This is a genomic window from Tateyamaria sp. GN1-10 (genome assembly GCF_055693845.1).
This window is the reverse complement of sequence record NZ_JBVFUR010000004.1, coordinates 146,441-164,133: the sequence shown is the minus strand read 5'-3', so window position 1 is coordinate 164,133 and position 17,693 is coordinate 146,441. Positions and strand designations below refer to the sequence as shown.

15 protein-coding genes are annotated in these 17,693 nt (G+C 56.8%); 4 read left to right on the top strand and 11 right to left on the bottom strand.

Going from position 1 to position 17,693, the window contains the following annotated elements:
- Window positions 1-5: 5 nt before the first annotated feature.
- Both ACZ1HN_RS02700 and ACZ1HN_RS02695 read left to right on the top strand, forming a co-directional pair.
- A complete protein-coding gene (locus ACZ1HN_RS02700; RefSeq protein WP_472726396.1) occupies window positions 6-3,401 on the top strand; it encodes a hypothetical protein in 3,396 nt (1,131 codons plus the stop codon).
- Window positions 3,402-3,588: 187 nt separating this feature from the next.
- A complete protein-coding gene (locus ACZ1HN_RS02695; RefSeq protein WP_472726395.1) occupies window positions 3,589-3,726 on the top strand; it encodes a hypothetical protein in 138 nt (45 codons plus the stop codon).
- Here the strand turns inward: ACZ1HN_RS02695 and ACZ1HN_RS02690 are convergent.
- Together ACZ1HN_RS02690 and ACZ1HN_RS02685 are read right to left on the bottom strand one after the other, a co-directional pair.
- Window positions 3,716-5,269: a calcium-binding protein gene (locus ACZ1HN_RS02690; protein WP_472726394.1), complete on the bottom strand. Its 1,554-nt coding sequence runs from the start codon at window positions 5,267-5,269 to the stop codon at window positions 3,716-3,718. The genes ACZ1HN_RS02695 and ACZ1HN_RS02690 overlap by 11 nt on opposite strands.
- A 572-nt stretch (window positions 5,270-5,841) precedes the next feature.
- Entirely contained in the window at window positions 5,842-6,603 is a 762-nt protein-coding gene (locus ACZ1HN_RS02685; protein ID WP_472726393.1) for a helix-turn-helix transcriptional regulator, read from the bottom strand.
- A 69-nt stretch (window positions 6,604-6,672) separates the two neighbouring features.
- Between ACZ1HN_RS02685 and ACZ1HN_RS02680 the strand changes: the two genes are divergently transcribed.
- A complete protein-coding gene (locus tag ACZ1HN_RS02680) occupies window positions 6,673-7,032 on the top strand; it encodes a GFA family protein (RefSeq protein WP_472726392.1) in 360 nt (119 codons plus the stop codon).
- 26 nt (window positions 7,033-7,058) lie between these two features.
- Here the strand turns inward: ACZ1HN_RS02680 and ACZ1HN_RS02675 are convergent, their stop codons facing one another.
- Window positions 7,059-8,498, bottom strand: a complete 1,440-nt coding sequence (locus ACZ1HN_RS02675; RefSeq protein ID WP_472726391.1) for an aldehyde dehydrogenase family protein — start codon at window positions 8,496-8,498, stop codon at window positions 7,059-7,061.
- A gap of 125 nt (window positions 8,499-8,623) precedes the next feature.
- Between ACZ1HN_RS02675 and ACZ1HN_RS02670 the strand changes: the two genes are divergently transcribed.
- A complete protein-coding gene (locus tag ACZ1HN_RS02670; protein ID WP_299600357.1) occupies window positions 8,624-9,274 on the top strand; it encodes a peroxiredoxin in 651 nt (216 codons plus the stop codon).
- Window positions 9,275-9,295: 21 nt separating this feature from the next.
- Here ACZ1HN_RS02670 and ACZ1HN_RS02665 read toward each other — a convergent pair whose 3' ends face one another.
- The 8 genes from ACZ1HN_RS02665 to ACZ1HN_RS02630 all read right to left on the bottom strand — a co-directional run bounded on the left by ACZ1HN_RS02665 (window position 9,296) and on the right by ACZ1HN_RS02630 (window position 17,669).
- Window positions 9,296-10,135 (bottom strand): glycosyltransferase family 2 protein, encoded by an 840-nt coding sequence (locus ACZ1HN_RS02665; RefSeq protein ID WP_472726390.1) that lies wholly within the window; start codon window positions 10,133-10,135, stop codon window positions 9,296-9,298.
- Window positions 10,132-10,743, bottom strand: coding sequence for a hypothetical protein (locus tag ACZ1HN_RS02660; protein WP_472726389.1), 612 nt, complete (start codon window positions 10,741-10,743; stop codon window positions 10,132-10,134). The genes ACZ1HN_RS02665 and ACZ1HN_RS02660 overlap by 4 nt, the downstream gene beginning before the upstream one ends.
- A gap of 195 nt (window positions 10,744-10,938) precedes the next feature.
- On the bottom strand, window positions 10,939-12,009 hold the full coding sequence (locus ACZ1HN_RS02655) for a glycosyltransferase family 8 protein (protein WP_472726388.1): 1,071 nt from the start codon (window positions 12,007-12,009) through the stop codon (window positions 10,939-10,941).
- Between the two features lie 77 nt (window positions 12,010-12,086).
- A complete protein-coding gene (pnp, locus tag ACZ1HN_RS02650; RefSeq protein WP_472726387.1) occupies window positions 12,087-14,222 on the bottom strand; it encodes a polyribonucleotide nucleotidyltransferase in 2,136 nt (711 codons plus the stop codon).
- Between the two features lie 171 nt (window positions 14,223-14,393).
- Window positions 14,394-14,915: an ASCH domain-containing protein gene (locus tag ACZ1HN_RS02645; protein WP_472726386.1), complete on the bottom strand. Its 522-nt coding sequence runs from the start codon at window positions 14,913-14,915 to the stop codon at window positions 14,394-14,396.
- 745 nt (window positions 14,916-15,660) lie between these two features.
- Complete coding sequence (gene rpsO, locus ACZ1HN_RS02640) at window positions 15,661-15,930, bottom strand: 30S ribosomal protein S15 (protein ID WP_299202688.1); 270 nt, start codon at window positions 15,928-15,930, stop codon at window positions 15,661-15,663.
- Window positions 15,931-16,107: 177 nt separating this feature from the next.
- Window positions 16,108-17,031, bottom strand: coding sequence for a calcium-binding protein (locus ACZ1HN_RS02635; RefSeq protein ID WP_472726385.1), 924 nt, complete (start codon window positions 17,029-17,031; stop codon window positions 16,108-16,110).
- A gap of 107 nt (window positions 17,032-17,138) precedes the next feature.
- On the bottom strand, window positions 17,139-17,669 hold the full coding sequence (locus tag ACZ1HN_RS02630) for a DUF1643 domain-containing protein (RefSeq protein WP_472726384.1): 531 nt from the start codon (window positions 17,667-17,669) through the stop codon (window positions 17,139-17,141).
- Window positions 17,670-17,693: the final 24 nt, after the last annotated feature.

The window sequence follows — 17,693 nt, the reverse complement described above, 5'->3', positions numbered from 1 at the left end:
CGGACATGAAACGGTTTATCGCAACATCAGCCCTTCTTCTGAGCAGCACAGCGTTTCCTGCATTTGCGCAGGATGGTGGGTTTGTCATCACCCTGAACGGGGACAAGGTGGCGGGCGACGATCCCGCGCTCGAACGCCAGGTCAAACGGGTGGACGAGGCACTTGAACAGGCAGATGTCCGGGTCCAGTACGATGGTCTGGACGTGACGCCGCGCCTTGACCTGGAAATTGAGGGGGCGGACGGTCAGCGGCGTGCAGGCGACAGCGTCACGCTGCAATCCGCATTAAACTACCCCGGGTTCGTGACGCGCGGCGAAGTTCTGATCGTGGATCAGAATGCACGTGGTGGCCCAAAAACCCTTGGGCGCTACGACATTGCGCCGAACGGACAAGTGACCATCACTGTTCCTGACGGCGAGAATATCGTCGCTGTTCACCGTGTTTATGATGCCAATGGTAGATACGATGAAACCGCGCCGTTACCCTTGAGCCGTGGCGACGATCGTGCGCTCGAAGATGGGGTGGAGGACGGCAATGACGCGACAGCCCGCCGTCGAATTCCGGTATATGGTGGCGCCGTTACTGTATCAGGGAGCAGCGTCGCGCCCGGTGCGCAGGTCACGACGCTGGGGGAAGTTGTGCGACCTGACCCGTCCGGGGCGTTCGTCATTCAGCGGATTCTCCCACCGGGTGACTATGCAATAGGAGTGCAGGTGCAAGGCACCGGCGCCGTGCCAGTCGATGTGGTGCGCGAGGTTGAAGTTCCGCGATCCGAGTCATTCTACACCGCGCAGATCGATCTGACGCTTGGCTACAATGATGGTGACCTTGACGGGAGCAATTCATATGAACGGGGACGTATCGCAGGTTACTTCAATGGTCGGTATGCCAATGGGGTTGAGCTGACCGCCCAAGTCGATACTGATGAAGGAGATCTGGACGAGATTTTCTCGACCTTGGGCGAGCGGGATCCGCGCTCGACCTTCCTGCGGCTCGACCCGGACGATCTGTATCCCACCTACGGCGACGACAGCACGTTGGTTGACGACACGCCGACATCTGGCAAATTCTATCTGCGGGTCGAGAAAGACAACAACTACGCTGTCTGGGGTGACTGGCGGGCTGACATTGCCAACACGACGTATCTGCGCAATGACCGCACGCTTTACGGTGCCCGAGGGCATCTGGAATCCACCAACACGACGTCGTTGGGCGAGCCTGTCTGGCAGTTGGATGCCTATGCCGCGCAGCAGGACACACTGCCGCAACGCGACGTGTTCCGTGGTACAGGCGGGTCGGTCTATTTCCTGAGCCGTCAGGACCTGACCATTGGATCAGAAACATTGTTGGTGCAGGTGCGTGACGCCACCACCGGGCGCGTGATTTCAACGCAATCCTTGGTGGCGGGGCGCGACTACTCGATCAACTACATTCAGGGCATCATCACCCTGAGCGCGCCATTGCAATCCGGCACAGGGTCCAACGGTCTGGTTGTGACGGATGTGGGGGGCGCGGCCGATGTCAATCTGGTCGCGCAGTATGAATTCACCCCGGATGCTGGTGATGTTGACGCGTTTTCCTACGGCCTGCGTGGGGAAGTGTGGGCAGCGGATCGTTTCCGTCTTGGCGCAACCTTGCAGAGCGAGGAAACCGGACTTGGCACGCAAGACTCCTATGGTCTCGATCTTCGATATCAGTTGAACGAGGACACGTATCTGAGCGCAGAATACGCTTGGTCCGATGGGCCGGGTTTCGGGTTCGACACATCGACGGATGGCGGGCTGGTGTTTGATGAAACACCTGCCAGCGGTGGTCGCGGCGACGCTTACAAGATCGAGGGCCGCGCAGCCCTTGGCGATCTGGGATTGGCTACCGAGGGTTCAATCAGTGCCTATTTCGAAGAACGGTCGGAGGGGTTTACCACCCTGGACTACTCAACCACCGCGGATGAGACCTTGTGGGGCCTTGCGCTGGATGCTGAGGTGTCCGAGCAGCTGAACATCGCCCTTTATTTTGACAGCTTCAAACAAGAGGGTGGCAAAACGGATCGCGAAGGTGGGATCGAGGCCGAGTACCTCCTTTCAGATCGCGTGACCCTTGGATTTGGGCTCGAGAATCTGGACCGGGAGGGTATTTCCGGTTCGGGGGATGGACAGCGGACGGACGCTGTTGTGCGTTTGACGTACAAACCCAACGACAATCTGACGTGGTATGTCTACGGGCAAGAAACGCTAAGCCGTTCGGGCACGCTTGAGGAAAACGACCGGATCGGTGTCGGGGGCAGCTATAGCTGGGCCGAGACCTGGAAAGTCGAGGGTGAACTGTCCGAAGGGGATGGTGGCACAGGGGGCCGCATCCTGTTGCGCAACGATCGCGGCGAAGCGGGGAACACCTATTTCGGTTACGAGCTTGATCCAAGTCGAGAAATCTCGGGTCTCAGCCGCTCCGATACCGGACGGTCACGGGGGCGCTTCATCTCGGGTGGAGAACGGCGGGTCAGCGGCACCGTCACCATGTTCGGAGAGAACGCATTTGATCGTTTTGGTCGCTACGAAAGCCTGACATCCGCCTACGGTGTCACCTATGAACCGACCGAACGCCTTTCTTTTGTGACGGCATTCGAGACTGGTCGGGTGCGTGACAGCGTAAACGGTGATTTCGACCGCTATGCGCTATCCCTGGGTGCGCAGTACCAGAGCGAGCAGTTGGAGGCCAAGGCACGGCTTGAGTTCCGCAACGAGGATGGAACTCGCAGCAATTCGAACCGAAACAGCGATACATGGCTGTTCACCGGGTCTGGCAGCTATAAATTGGATGAAAGCCAGCGACTGGTTTTCTCTGCCAAGGTGTCGGATACCGATGGCAACAGCGGCATCGCGCCGGACAGCGACTATACCGATCTATCGCTCGGGTATGCCTATCGCCCGATTTACAACGAGCGCCTGAATGTGCTGCTGCGTTATCGGTATCTAGACGACAGTTTCGGCCAACAGGTTGACGGTAGCGACACCCCTGGGCCGGTCCAGCAATCGCATGTCTTCAGCGTTGACGCGGAATATGATCTTAACAAGTTCTGGAGCATCGGCGGTAAGCTTGGCGCACGGTTTACTGACAGCGCAGACAATGTGGATGCCGAGTACACGTCGAATGACGCTGTTCTGGCCATCCTCAACACCCGCTGGCACGTGGTCAACAAATGGGACGCACTGTTTGAATTGCGCGCGCTTGAACTGCGCGATGCTGGAGTGTCCGAAGTGGGTGGGCTCGCGGCGATCTACCGTCATTTGGGCAAGAACGTGAAGCTTGGCGTTGGCTATAACTTCACCAACTTCAGCGATGACCTCACCGACCTGACCTTTGATGACAGGGGTGCTTTCATTAACATCGTTGCAAAGTTCTGAGCTGGGTACCTTGGTCTTGATGACCAGTTTGTATAGTGCGTTGGAGTTTCCCAGTGCGGGGGACCTGCAGGTGATGGTCGTCGGGTCGGAGCAGTGATACTGAATTGCCGGACTGGGTGGCGGTTTGCGGTGAAAGTGAAACACGTTTTGCATTTGCAGAACAACACAGGCCTTACGTAGGAGAAGCGTGGCAGTCAGACGTGCTCGTTATCAGCAAGACTATGGCCTGCTCGACACCCGCAAAGTCCCTGCGCTTGACCGCCACAAAGTGAGCGTCCCGGCACCGCGCGATGCCGGGACGCTCGTCGATCAGATCAAAGGATGAAATCGTCGGTGCTTAGATTGAACACGTCTTCCACCAAAAAGGCTGTATCTGCCCGTCCATCGCCGTCCGCGTCAATCAGGACGTGCGACCCTCTTGTCGCGTCGATCGCAATCCGAAACTCGGCACTTCCTGATCCCGTGAAGCCGTCGACCAATGTGAACATCCCAGCGTCGTTCAGATCGCCGATATCCAGTTTGTCTTGTCCGCGTTCGAAGTCGAGAATTACATCGGTTCTTGAAAGCGCAACGGCGCTGTCCCGCAACGTGTTGAAGTCAAAAACATCGCTACCTTCGCCACCGCGCATCACGTCGCGCCCGGTGCCACCATCAATAAGGTCATTGCCTGAGCCACCATCGAGCGTATCGTTGCCGCTCCCGCCTTGAAGGATATCGGCGCCGGTGCCCCCAAGTATCAAATCCTGCCCGCTACCGCCGGCCACACTGTCGTTGCCTTCGTCGCCTCTCAAGGTATCGTTTCCCGTATCTCCAAAGAGGGTGTCGTTATCCTGACCTCCGCTCAGGCTGTCGTTTCCTTTGCGCCCAAACAACGTGTCCTGTCCCGACTGGCCGGACATTGTATCGTTACCCAGACCACCGACCATCTCGTCGTTGCCCGCGCCGCCAAACATCAGATCATCGTCGTTCAGACCGAACAGACGGTCGTCACCTTCGCCGCCGTCCAGCGTATCATTCCCGTCGCCGCCAGACAGGAGGTCCTCCCGTCCACCTCCCGATATGCTGTCGTCGCCCGCGTTGCCAAAAAGCCGATCAAAGCTGTCGCCGCCCAGCAAGGTGTCATTCCCCTCGCCGCCTCGCACGTCGGCCGCGTCCCCATTGCGCCCGTCAAACAGATCGTCACCGCCTTCCAGAAGGACTTTGCCTTCGATGGTTGCATTGTTAACCACCTTCTGCGCTGTGTCGTTCCCCATTACGGCAATCGATCTGACATCACCCCCACCACTCAGGAAACCGTTGTTCTGAATGACACCGCCAACTGAATCGACATGGAAGTTGATGCCAACACCTCGGCCAGTGATGCTTTGCCAATTCACGATCTCGACATCCTCGGATTCAACCACAATGGCGGTTCCTCCGAAAATCGTACCTCGGTTTAGGATGTAGTTGTCTTCGCCGTCATCAACGATACCAACTCCATTGATGTCTCCTACAATTTCCCCTGAGTTTAAGATCGCGCTGCCGAATCCTGTGTTCCTGATTGCCGTTTCGCCACTGATTTCAGAGAAAGTGCCGTTTACGATCGTATTTCCACTGCCAAACAGCTGAAGACCGGTTTCCAATCCGCTGATCGTGCCGCGTTGGTTGTGGATAATGCTTTCCGATATCTCGCCATAAATGCCTTCGAACGCTCCTTCGATTGTGCCGAAGTTCGTGAGACTTGCTCCGGAGATGAAGTCGATTTCTATGGCCGCAGAAAGAACGCTGTTTGTATTTGTGATAGTTGCGTCCTGATCGACGACAAAGGGTCCGGCATCAAACTCAAGAAGAATTCCTTTGTTGGTCGATTCTAAAAATTCAGTGCTCATGTATTGCTCCTAATCTGAGCCCGGTCGCGTGATGAACCGGAGATGGTCAAAAAACCCTCAGCCGCAGGGCTGATTGGGCGAACTTAAAGCGGCAACAAGATCAGAACCCACGTCGCCCGCATGCCTCAGAAACCCGCGTAATGCGGGTCGAGTGTTTGGCCTTTGAACTGCTGCCGTGCAGTCGAGTGATACGTTTGTGCAAATCCGTCAGTACGACTCGGTCGACGGTAGTGCGGATGCCCACTGGATTTTTGTCCGTGAATACACCCGCCGGTCTGTAGGGTGAGATTTTGAAATGATGTTTCGTTTCTGTGCTCTTCTAGCCGCCGCTAGTGGCAGATCAGTAGCAATCATAACTCAGGGTTGAAACGCTGCTTTTTTGCTTTCTTAACAATGTATAAGCGATATGTTGCTGATATTTAGGCGGCGTCCCGCGGATGACGCAGGGGCATGTTGGAGGTGCGTCTTGGGGTGCGCTGATGACTGTCGTGCCCGGGCCAAGCGCGGCTGCGACCATGGGCTTGATGCGAACCGCTGCATGACCTGCGAGGTGATTGAAGCCCACTACAAGATCAGTTGGGTGCCTCCGTGTCTGATCGTGCATTGAACCGTACACGTTCAGCGTCCATCGCAGCGCGCCATTCGGTTCTCAGGACGTCCATGCGGCGGGGGATTTTGTCAATCAGCACCTCCGCTGCGACGATGCGTTCACTGCGAAAATACCGAAACGCTTGTCGGAGTTCACACCATGCCGCCACGATCCGGCCGGCATCGCGGTAGCCGATCAGGAGGGGCCAGATCACGCGGTTGGTCATGGCCCCGGCACCATCCGCATATGTCAGGGCGATCTTATGTCGCTGGCGGATGGCAAAGCGGACGTCAGAGGCGCTGAGCACCTCTGGGGGTGGTGTCGCGGGGCTCACGCCGGTGGTCGGTTCGACAAAAAAGCTTTGGGTGTTGTCTGGTGCGACTGCGGCGATCTTGGAGATCAGGTTTTCGGCTGCGCGGGCGAGTTCTGGCTCGCCCCGCGTTTGCACCCATTGGGCACCGAGCACGGCCGCTTCAATCTCGTCCGGAGTCAGCATGAGCGGAGGCATGTGAAAGCCCTGCTCAAGAACATAACCGACGCCTGCCTCGCCTCTGATTGGAACGCGCTGTGCCATCAAGGCAGCGATGTCACGGTAGATGGTGCGCTTGGTCACCTCCAGCTCGGCGCCGATGGCCTCGGCCGAGATCGGGCCACCCGTCCGGCGCAGAATTTCGATGATTTCAAACAATCGGTCGCCGCGTCGCACTTGTGCCTCCATCGGTTGATGGCAGCGTGCCCCACCCATGCTGACACCATGCTGTCAGCATGGTGTCGTTAGACCAATGGCGCAATCACGAAGACCAGGAGAACACAGATGGAGATCAACGGAAGTTGCGTGTGCGGATCAGTTCGCTTTTCCATTGCGGGGCGGCCCAAGATGATGGGCACTTGCCACTGTTCGCGTTGTCGCAAACTGGGCGCGTCGACAATTGTTTTTGTGGAGCGGGAGCAGTTCACGCTGACCGAGGGTGAGGCGTATATCGAGACAGTTCAGCCTGCGCCGCCCTTCATCTATCATCGTTCGTTTTGCCGGAGGTGCGGCACATCTTTGGGTGAGCCGCTGTCGCCGGACCCGTCCTTTCCCATCAATGCGCACTGTCTGGATGATGACCCGGGTGTACGGAATACGTTTCACGAACACGAAGGGGATCGGCCCCCGTGGGAAGAGGTGTAAGGCGGGGTGAACCCCGCCTTACAGAGTTACTCGGCAGCCCAGCCGGAGATGGCTTTGACCTCGAGGAAATCTTCGATCCCCCAAATGCCGCCTTCGCGCCCGTTGCCGGACTGTTTCATTCCGCCAAAGGGTGAGCCTGCAGCGCGAGAGGTGCCGTTCATTTCGACCATGCCAGAGCGTAGCGCTTGGGCCATGCGATTGAGCCGCGCGTCATCCTGCGTCTGAACATAGTTGGTGAGGCCGTAGGGGGTGTCGTTGGCGATCTTGACCGCCTCCTCTTCGCTGTCGAAGGGGATGATGGACAGGACCGGGCCAAAGATTTCCTCGCGCGCGATGGTCATGTTGTTGTTCACGTCGGCAAAGATGGTGGGACGCACGTAATACCCTTTGTTGAACCCTTCGGGGCGGCCTGTGCCACCGGCCACCAACTTGGCCCCTTCATCGATACCCTTCTGGATGAGGTCCTGGATCTTGGTCCACTGCACCTCGTTCACGACGGGGCCGATATGGCGGCCTTCTTCCGAGGCCGGGCCGACAGTGACCTTGTTTGCGACGGCTGCGGCTTCTTCGACCGCGTCATCGTATTTACTACGTTGCACCAGCATGCGGCTGGGGGCGTTACAGGACTGGCCGGTGTTGTTCATCATGTGCAGCACGCCGCGTTTCACGGCCTTTTCGTCGGCGTCGTCAAAGATGACATTGGCCCCTTTGCCGCCCAGTTCGAGGTGCACGCGTTTGAGTGTGTCGGCAGCGTTCTTCGAGATCAGGCGACCTGCGCGGGAGGAGCCGGTAAAACTGACCATGTCGACGTCAGGATGGCCCGACAGCACCGTGCCTACGCCGGGACCATCGCCGTTCACGAGGTTAAAGACGCCGGGCGGGAAGCCTGCCTCGTCCATCATCTCTGCAAAGATCATGGCGTTGAGAGGGGACTCCTCGGACGGTTTGAGGACCATGGTGCAGCCCGCGATGGCAGCCGCACCCACCTTGAGCGTGACCTGATTCATCGGCCAATTCCACGGGGTGATCAGGGCCGCGACTCCGACCGCTTCGTAGATGATCCGGTCGTTCGGCGCGCGGTCGTTGAGCGGGCGGTTGAAGTCGAACGCCTTGGCCGCGCGAATGAAATTTTTCAGGTGCCAAGTACCTGCGCCAACCTGCTGGTTGCGCGACATGTCGAGCGGGGCACCCATTTCGGATGACATGGCTTGCGCGAGGTCCTCGCCCCGTGTTTCATAAACCTCGATCAGCTTTTCGACCAGCGCGATGCGGTCGGCGACGGGCGTGGTCATCCAGCCGGGAAAGGCGGTCTTGGCCGCGGCAATAGCAGCTTCGGCATCTTCCCTACCGCCCAGCGAGATAACGGCCGTCGGCTCTTCGGTTGAGGGATCAATGACATGGTGGTCAGTGCCGTTTTGCGGGGCGACCCACTGGCCGTTGATATAGAAATCGCGTTTTTCAAGCATTCGGTTTCTCCCTGAGTTTGAATGGAATGTGGCACCGGCATGTGCCATCGGCAAGACGGGGGGATGAAAAGGCGTGCGCAATGCCTTAGGTTGCGTCTGTCATTACTATCCCGACGGAGGACACCATGGGTTTGCGCATTAACGACACCATCCCCGATTTGACGGTTGAAACAGACCACGGCACGATTTCGCTGCACGACTGGATTGGCGACAGCTGGGCCATCCTGTTTTCGCACCCCAAGGATTTCACACCCGTGTGCACGACCGAGTTCGGCGCCGTGGCTCAGTTGGCCGACGAGTGGGCGAAGCGCGGCACCAAGGTGATTGGCGTGTCTGTGGACGGAGTCGAGGATCACAAGAAATGGAAGGGCGATATCGAGAAGGTGGGAGGTGCCAAGGCAACTTTCCCGATCATCGCCGATGATGGTTTGGAGGTGTCGAAGGCCTTCGACATGCTGCCTGCCGAAGCCTATCTGCCCGATGGCCGCACACCTGCGGACAGTGCGACCGTGCGGTCGGTTTTCATCATTGGCCCAGATAAGCAGCTAAAGCTGTCGATGACCTATCCGATGACTGTTGGCCGCAACTTTGCCGAGGTGGTGCGGGCGCTCGATGGCTTGCAGATGTCGGCCAAAGGTGTTGCGACACCGGCAAACTGGGTGCCTGGCGAGGATGTGATCATCCCTCCAACCGTTTCAAACGAGGACGCGAAGGCCAAGTTCGGCGAGTTCGAGACTGTCCTGCCGTATCTGCGCAAGACCAAAGCGCCAGAGTAACATGTCTTGGTCCGGTCCTGTTTAGTGACCGGGCCACCCAAAATGGTCGATCATGGCGGCAATCTGGCGATCATTGCCGCCAGAAGCGTTGATCTTCAGCAGCGCATCGTCAGGATCTCGAACCCATTCTATGATCCTGCTTCTTCCTGCGTAGTTGAAGGCTTCGGACCCTTTTCTGCGGTGCATCCAATACAGCCAGATATCGTCTGCCGTGGGACAAAGTCGGGACGCTGTTTCCCAATCCGTCACCTGATCATCAAAGCAACCGGGCGCATACAATACTCCGAGAACACCCGTTGGGAAAATATGTCCTGACCATATTGATGTCTTATAGTTCTTGGGCCAATCAGGGTAAGCAACTGGCAGACCGTTTTTGCCCAGTGGAATGAGGTGCCCGCGTGTACACACAACTGGCGCACCACTTTCTTGATGCGCAGTTACCATGTTTTCTAGCCAATCCTCTTTATAATAAACGTCGTCATCGGCAGTAACGATCGTTGCCCCTGGTGCTTGAACAAGGATTGGCAAAATTTTCTTGTAAGACCGCAAGTCGTCGCAAGTCCTGATTTCGAGACCATGCGCCTCAAGTTCCCTGATCTCATCAGGGAGGGCATCTATGTCGTCGTGTGCAAGCCACAATATGGTGCGGTCGGGGCGGATGGTTTGTTTCAACAGCCCCAACAATGTCAGCTTCAAGTGCGGATATCGGGGAGGATAGCTGGTAAGCGAAACGATAAGAGGTGTATCAAGTGTGTGCACTCTCGCCTCGACGGAGCGCAGTTGAACCTCTTTGGCGGCGCGCCGTTGACGAAGTCGATATTTAAGTCGTGCGATAGAGCCCGCGAAGAGCTTGATTTTCATGATCCCTCCCAAGCTCTCTTGAGCCATTCAACGTTTCCTATCCGCCGGTACCACTTGCTGCCGTGGCCTGAAAGAGCGTCATGCATCTTGGGTTCACCAGCAAATACAACAATTTTGGCACCTTCCGGCAAACTTGGATTCGAAAAATAACTGCTTAGTCCGCTGGGCACACAGTGATTTTTGAAACTGACGCACCATTCGTCCGGCCAATATTCAAGGTGGCCGTGGCGGGCAAGTTGAGCAGACTGAAATTGCTGGGAAATCTCGTACTGTGCCATCGCAGAAATAGGATCGACAAGATACGTCTCAAGTATATACGTGTGCTTGCTAATTTCGTAGCGAAAGACCGATGAGTTTCCTACTGACGCGAGAAAGCGATCTCTCTTGGGATTAATCCGCCTAAGCGGCTTGGCGCGAAAGAGTATATCGTCACGAATGATGCGAAAAGGCGCGTCATCGGCAAAAAAGGGATCAAGTGATCCAACAACAATCAAATCCAGGTCGAGAAAAAGTGCAGTTCCTGATAGATTATAAAGATCGGGTGCAAACAGTCCCAGTTTTTGCCACCGCGTATCTGAATGTCCGCTAGGAAGACGCATTTCAGGCAATGGAAAGACTTCGATGTCGCTCGACAGTCCAACAGAGTCATCCGTGAAACAGATAAACCTATGTGGGCGCGTAAGGTTTCGCGATACTGCTCTCGCGAGACGATTTACGTATTCGGGCCCGTAAAGTGTGCCCCATTTCATGGTGAGGATCAGAACTGGAGGCATCAGCGAAAAGCAATCCGGCTATCTCGGGCCTTACTCATTTGGGTCTACCAGTATTTTTTTACCATTGAAGCGATATGTTGGAAGATCATTTACATTTTGCTGTGGAAACTGAGGTAAGTCCACAAAGCCGCCGTCGGCAGCCTTCCTGTTTATGTAAGTGATTACATTCTCGCGCTGCTCATACCACTGATCGTATGCGCGGCGCTCCTTTATTGTGCGAATGCCAATATTATGCAGAAATGACCTCTTTGACTTTCTAAGAGATTGCATCATCCGAAGCTCATTCGGCTCGGCGACGCTTTGAGGATCAACGCCAACGCTCGCAAGCATGCGGCTGAATGCTCTTTCGTATTTCAGGTCGTAGTTTGCTTCACCCGGTCTATTCGGAAAAAACCATGGTTTGACACGATTACAAAAATGGAGAAATACGGGATCAAATAATTTTTTGACACCTTGGTCGAGGAGCGGTGGTTGGAAGTTCCATCGAGGACTTAGTTCAGTCCACTTGTCATGCAGAACGGAATTAAGAAAATCCTGAGACTTAATGGCCTTTACATTGCGCGACGAGAAGTACGTTTCAAGTGATCTCTCCAGCAAGTCGACGTCCCACTTGCTGTTATCTACAAGAAGCATGCCAGAGTTGAAATAGCGATCACCAGGAACGCCGATTTTCTTCAGCCAATCTGACCGCTCCAACCCGGTATCATAAGGCGCCTTGAATAAATTTGCAGTATCACTTACGGCACCAAATCCATTTTCAAGAGGGAGAGTCCACAGGCTAAGGTCTGCTTTCACAGACAAAATATCGAGATCGATATAAAGTAACCTATCTGTATCACCTAGAAATCCAGGAACATAATTGCGAAGAAATACAATTTTTGGCCACTTCTTTGAAGTTGGCACGTTGGAGGGAAGACGTTTATCAAGGGCATTCAAATGAACATACGCACGATCATTTGGAACTGGATCAACGTGATCAACATCAGGGTCTTCTACAAAAAGATGCACATCAGTTTGCCATTGCTCCGCTAGGTAATTTGCCTGAGCTCGACCAATATGCAGATATCGTCCATTCGTAAGAAGATATATCGCGGTTTTCATACGACTGCTTACCTAGGATATGCTTTGGCTTAGGAGCCGCTTTATCGGCAGCTCCTAAACTTGAGTTGGTCTACAGGTTATTCCGCTGCAGATTCTTCTTTCTTGATCTCTTCGCCGGTTTCCTGGTCGACGACTTTCATCGACAGGCGGACTTTGCCGCGATCGTCAAAGCCCAGCAGCTTGACCTTGACCTCTTGACCTTCCTTCAGGACGTCCGAAGGATGGTTGAGGCGGCGGTTTTCGATCTGGGACACGTGCACCAGGCCGTCGCGCTTGCCAAAGAAGTTCACGAATGCGCCGAAGTCGACGATCTTCACAACTGTGCCGGTGTAAACCATGCCTTCTTCGGGTTCGGCCACGATCGAGTGGATCATGTCGTAGGCTTTCTTGATCGAGTCGCCGTTGGGTGATGCGATCTTGATGATGCCGTCATCGTTGATGTCGACCTTGGCGCCCGACACTTCGACGATTTCGCGGATCACTTTACCGCCCGAGCCGATGACCTCACGGATTTTGTCCGTGGGTACTTGCATGGTTTCAATACGCGGTGCGTGGACCGAGAATTCCTGTGCGCCGGTGATGGCTTTGCCCATTTCGCCCAGGATGTGCATCCGGCCATCTTTGGCCTGTGCGAGGGCTTTCTCCATGATCTCGGGCGTGATGCCTGCGATCTTGATGTCCATCTGTAGCGAGGTGATGCCGTTTTCGGTGCCCGCCACTTTGAAGTCCATGTCACCAAGGTGGTCTTCGTCACCCAGGATGTCGGACAGGATGGCGTAGCTGCCGTCCTCTTCGAGGATCAGGCCCATAGCCACACCGGCCACCGCGTTCTTCAGTGGAACGCCTGCATCCATCATCGACAGCGAGCCGCCGCAGACGGAAGCCATGGAGGACGAGCCGTTGGATTCGGTGATTTCCGACACCAGGCGCACGGTGTAGGGGAAGTCAGTCGAGGCAGGCAGCACGGCTTGCAGCGCGCGCCAAGCCAGTTTGCCGTGACCAATCTCGCGGCGTCCAGGAGGGCCCACGCGACCCGCTTCACCCACCGAGTAGGGTGGGAAGTTGTAGTGCAGCAGGAAGTTGGATTTGAAGTTGCCGTGCAGGGCGTCGATGAACTGTTCATCATCTCCGGTGCCCAAAGTGGTCACGACGAGGCCTTGCGTTTCACCACGGGTGAAGAGGGCCGAGCCGTGTGTCCGGGGCAGGAGGCCCGTTTGGCACACGATGTCGCGGATCTCGTCCGTCTTGCGACCGTCGATGCGGGTGCCGGTTTTGACGACGTCACCGCGCAGGATGGAGGCTTCGAGCTTTTTCAGAGCGGAACCGAGGTTGGCATCTTCTTGCTGCTCTTCGGTCAACGCTTCGATGATGGCGGTGCGGGCGGCGGCAACGGCACTCGTGCGCTCTTGCTTGTCGCTGATCGCGAAGGCTTCGCGCATCTGGGTTTCGCCAGCCGCTTTGACCGCTTCATAAAGGTCTGAATAGTCAGGGGCTTGGAAGTCGAACGGCTCTTTCGCAGCGTCTTCGGCCAGCGCGATGATCAGGTCGATCACGGGCTGGATTTGCTCGTGCGCGAAGTTCACGGCGCCCAGCATTTCTGCCTCGGACAGCTCGTAAGCTTCGGATTCGACCATCATCACGGCGTCTTTGGTGCCAGCGACAACCAGATCAAGACGCTGCTCGGGGTTCAGGCGCAGGTCCTGCATGTCGTCGACGGTCGGGTTCAGGATGTATTCGCCATCCTCAAAACCAACACGGGCACCCGCGATGGGGCCCATGAACGGCGCGCCGGAGATTGTCAGGGCGGCCGAGGCCGCAATCATCGCGACGATGTCGGGGTCATTGACCAGATCGTGCGACAGCACGGTGCACATCACCAGAACTTCGTGCTTGAAGCCGGAGACAAACAGGGGCCGGATTGGACGGTCGATCAGGCGGGCGGTCAGTGTTTCCTTCTCGGTGGGCCGTGCCTCACGCTTGAAGAAGCCGCCGGGGATCTTGCCCGCAGCGTAGTATTTCTCCTGGTAGTGGACGGTCAGGGGAAAGAAGTCCTGGCCCGGTTTTGGCTTTTTCGCGAACGTCACGTTCGCCATGACGCTGGTTTCGCCCAGTGTGGCAATAACGGAGCCGTCAGCCTGACGGGCGACCTTGCCGGTTTCCAGTGTGAGCGTCTCTTCGCCCCACTGCATCGATTTTTTCGTCTCGTTAAACATCAAGTGTTTCCTAAGTTGGCCGGATGGCCATTTGCGTAGGGGGCGTATTCCCCCTGACCCCGGTATCTTCTTTTGTCGGGCGCTGAGGTCCGGGCGCCAGGCTTTCAGATTTTGCGCGCATACAGCACTTTTGCGGTAAATGAAAGCGTGCGGCCTGCGGCGCATGCGCGCTCAGGACCATGGTTTGCGCGGTGGTTTGGCAAAGGCGATGGCTGCGTCGGGGAACAGGTCATTAATCTGACTGTCGGGTGCTGCTGTGCCCCATTTCTGCATCCAGCGCGTGGGCGGGGCGAGAGCGCCGCCCGGAGACCATTCGAAGTACCCAAGCGCGCCGGGGGCAGGGATGGGATCGCAGGGTTCGGGATCTTTCAGCGTCAATCCGGCGTTGCCGCCGAACCATTCGCTGCCGGATTCAGTGATTATGCCTGTGACCTCGACCGAGCCGATGATGGCTCCGCGTGGCAGGTCGAGCGGGTGAGGGCATTTGACCCTGTGCTTTTCGAGCCGCCAGTAAAGGTAGCGGAATTCTTCTTCCTTCAGTCCGGCGGCGGCGTGGAGTGCGATGCGTCCGGGTGTCATGCGCCCGGCACGGATGGAGCCGAGCGTGCGGTTTTCGATCGGTTTGTGACCCGCGATGATAGCCCAAGCCGAGGGCTGGCGGACAGAGAGTGCGATGCGGGGTAGGTTGGTCATGTGGTGTGAGTTTAGCTGCCTGTGTTTTCGTGTCCAATTCCGTCGCGACAGTTTTGCCAATTACGATGAAAACAAAGGGCCGCAGTTCAACTTGGGCTTGCAGGCTGCAAGGTCACGTTTATTGATGGGTGAAACAAGAACTGGACAAGTATAATGAAGATCAAACTCGCCTATATAGTACTATTTGTGTGTGGAGTTGTATTGGCTGCATGCAACTCGCCCGAAGAATTGGAACGCAAGAATGCAGAGTTCCAGAAAAAGCACTTTGCAGGGACAAGTGCGTCTGGAAGTCCACGATACCTGCGGGGGTGGCAACGAAGGAGCACGTCAAGCCGGAAAGCTTTTTCGGCGCTGTGACCGATGAGAGTGCGCGCAGCATGCCCGTGTCAAAGCTGCCTGGGCTAACATCCGAGAGCATTCCGACCCGGCTGTTTCAGCAATGGTGCGAGAGGGATGGCTATTCAGCCTTTCGTGTGACCGGTACTGAGCACAAAGGCGATTTCAGAGTGCAGGTGGCTAGCTGGGGTAGAACCTATTTTCCCATTTATGACGTCACTGCGGAGTGTACGCGCTAAGGGAGAAATTTGCATGATCCGGTGATCCTTGGACATGCAATTGGCAAGGGGTTTGGCGCGGCTGCAGGCCGTTTCCGATGTCTGGCTTCGCTTCACTGGTTCGACTGCTGCTAAAACGCAAGAAAGCCGCGCTTCTAGCGCGGCTTTCTGACTTTGGTGAAGGCAGCTAGTTAGCGGCGCAGGCCCAGGCGTTTGATGAGGTCGGTGTACCGTGCCTCTTCCTTGCCTTTGAGGTAGTCGAGCAGCTTGCGTCGCTGGGCAACCATTTTCAGAAGGCCGCGGCGGCCGTGGTTGTCTTTCTTGTGCGTTTTGAAGTGCTCGGTCAGCGTGGCGATGCGCGAGCTGAGGATGGCAACCTGAACTTCGGGCGAACCGGTGTCGCCTTCCTTAGTGCCATATTCTTTCATCACGCGTGCTTTTTCTTCAGCAGTGATCGACATCGGGATCTCCTTTTCAGGTTAGAGTGAGACGCCGCCGTCCGGGATGTCGTCCAGCACGGGGCCAAGTACCCGGGCAGTTTCCGAGGATGAGCGCGTATAGGAGAGATTCGCAGTGTTGGCAACTTGGATCGGGCGCGTCGGTGGATAGGGTGGCCAATGCGCCCGGCCCGCTGCAGGTCAGAACGGAGCCATACCCGCGCTTTGCGCAAGGCTGAGCGGCATCAAGGCGATGTCGTCAATCGAAATCTCGGCTCCGTTCAGCACATGCGCCACTGGCACACCGTTCATCATCACTTGGGTGATGCTTGGGTCGTCGGGGTCGAGCTGAAGAGAGATTTGGGGATCTTCCTCGGCGTCGTCGTGGACCAGCAGAATGTTGTCCTCTTCCGCATCGAAATCCATGATCGTCGCAGCGTGACCTTCGGCAATCCAGTCGCCGGCAACAATTGTGTCGGTGCCCTCGCCTGCCGTGACCACGTCCTCTTCCCCCGCGATGATGAGGTCGTCGCCGCCGCCGCCGTTCAGATAGTCATTGTCGCCCGAGCCATCCAAATCGTCCGATGCCACAGAGCCCGGCGCGCCTTCGACACCGTTCAGCACGTCGTCGCCCCAACCGCCAAACAATGTGTCTTCGCCCTCTCCGCCATCCAGCGTGTCGTTGTCGAGGCCACCGTGCACTGCATCATTGCCGTCGCCGCCAGAAAGACTGTCAGCGCCCATGGAGCCGTGCATCGAGTCGTCACCTGCGCCGCCGTTGATCGTGTCGTCGTCATTGTGGCCGTAAATCTCGTCCTCGCCACCGCTGCCATGAATCACGTCGGCCCCATCATCGCCATGGAGTGTGTCATCTCCCATCCCGCCGTCGAGGGTGTCGTTCCCTTCCTCGCCACGCAAGGTGTCATCGCCGTCTGTGCCGGTCAGATCGTCATCTCCGTCAGTTCCAAGTCTGAGAGTGTCGTCGCCGATGTAATTGTCGGTGGTTGCCGTGTCGTATTCGCCGGTTTCCCCGCCATTTACTGATGTGTCGCCGGCTGTTTCATCGCCTTCTTCCACCGGCATCATGTCGATCACGCCGACAGCGCCGACCGCCACAAGTCCCATCAATCCAGCAAGCCACAACATACACGTATTCCAAGCAACGGGCGCATTTGCCCAACGGCCATTTACCGCAATCCACGGTTTGGAACAAAGCCTATCCCGTAAAATGGTTAACGTCGGGTAACGCCAAATCCGTTTTCCCAAGGCTGCGGTTGTTGCGCGTATGGTAGGTACAACGGGTGTTTGGGGTGTCCGGCCTTGGACAGGCCCAGGTGATAGAGCGGACGATCGACATTGCGTAACAGCGTTGCCACATGTGTTCCGCGATCCAGGTGCGCGCCATGTGTTCCCCAGGCTGCCACCACGTCGTGTGTCCATGTCGCCCGTTCCAGAATGCTTTCGTCGTTTTCAGGCCCGACCGGATCGGTGGCAGTCCGCATCGCGCGTGGATCGGTGTCGCGCCATGCGAAGATGTTGGTGACAGCAAAGCTGCCATAGCCGAGGGTCCGCGCCCGTCGTTCGCAGCGTTCGACGGTTGGGTCGTTTTGCACCTCGGTCGCCGTGGATGGGTTCAGCATGACGAAGTTCACGCGGCGTCCCGTGTCATCCCAGATGCGTGTCAGGCTGTAGCGGTACCGCTCGCAATCGGAGTAGACGGCGGTCGAGGGCGCATCGCCCTTGGTGTGGGTTCGAACGATCATGGGGCGGTTCTGCCAGTCGCAGAC

What these genes read in the sequence shown, in the direction of transcription:
- ACZ1HN_RS02700 (WP_472726396.1), top strand. Translation starts at nt 6, where the DNA reads ATGAAACGGTTTATCGCAACATCAGCCCTTCTTCTGAGCAGCACAGCG.
- ACZ1HN_RS02690 (WP_472726394.1), bottom strand. Translation starts at nt 5,269, where the DNA reads ATGAGCACTGAATTTTTAGAATCGACCAACAAAGGAATTCTTCTTGAG.
- ACZ1HN_RS02685 (WP_472726393.1), bottom strand. Translation starts at nt 6,603, where the DNA reads ATGGGTGGGGCACGCTGCCATCAACCGATGGAGGCACAAGTGCGACGC.
- ACZ1HN_RS02680 (WP_472726392.1), top strand. Translation starts at nt 6,673, where the DNA reads ATGGAGATCAACGGAAGTTGCGTGTGCGGATCAGTTCGCTTTTCCATT.
- ACZ1HN_RS02675 (WP_472726391.1), bottom strand. Translation starts at nt 8,498, where the DNA reads ATGCTTGAAAAACGCGATTTCTATATCAACGGCCAGTGGGTCGCCCCG.
- ACZ1HN_RS02670 (WP_299600357.1), top strand. Translation starts at nt 8,624, where the DNA reads ATGGGTTTGCGCATTAACGACACCATCCCCGATTTGACGGTTGAAACA.
- ACZ1HN_RS02665 (WP_472726390.1), bottom strand. Translation starts at nt 10,135, where the DNA reads ATGAAAATCAAGCTCTTCGCGGGCTCTATCGCACGACTTAAATATCGA.
- ACZ1HN_RS02655 (WP_472726388.1), bottom strand. Translation starts at nt 12,009, where the DNA reads ATGAAAACCGCGATATATCTTCTTACGAATGGACGATATCTGCATATT.
- pnp (WP_472726387.1), bottom strand. Translation starts at nt 14,222, where the DNA reads ATGTTTAACGAGACGAAAAAATCGATGCAGTGGGGCGAAGAGACGCTC.
- ACZ1HN_RS02645 (WP_472726386.1), bottom strand. Translation starts at nt 14,915, where the DNA reads ATGACCAACCTACCCCGCATCGCACTCTCTGTCCGCCAGCCCTCGGCT.
- rpsO (WP_299202688.1), bottom strand. Translation starts at nt 15,930, where the DNA reads ATGTCGATCACTGCTGAAGAAAAAGCACGCGTGATGAAAGAATATGGC.
- ACZ1HN_RS02635 (WP_472726385.1), bottom strand. Translation starts at nt 17,031, where the DNA reads ATGGGACTTGTGGCGGTCGGCGCTGTCGGCGTGATCGACATGATGCCG.
- ACZ1HN_RS02630 (WP_472726384.1), bottom strand. Translation starts at nt 17,669, where the DNA reads ATGATCGTTCGAACCCACACCAAGGGCGATGCGCCCTCGACCGCCGTC.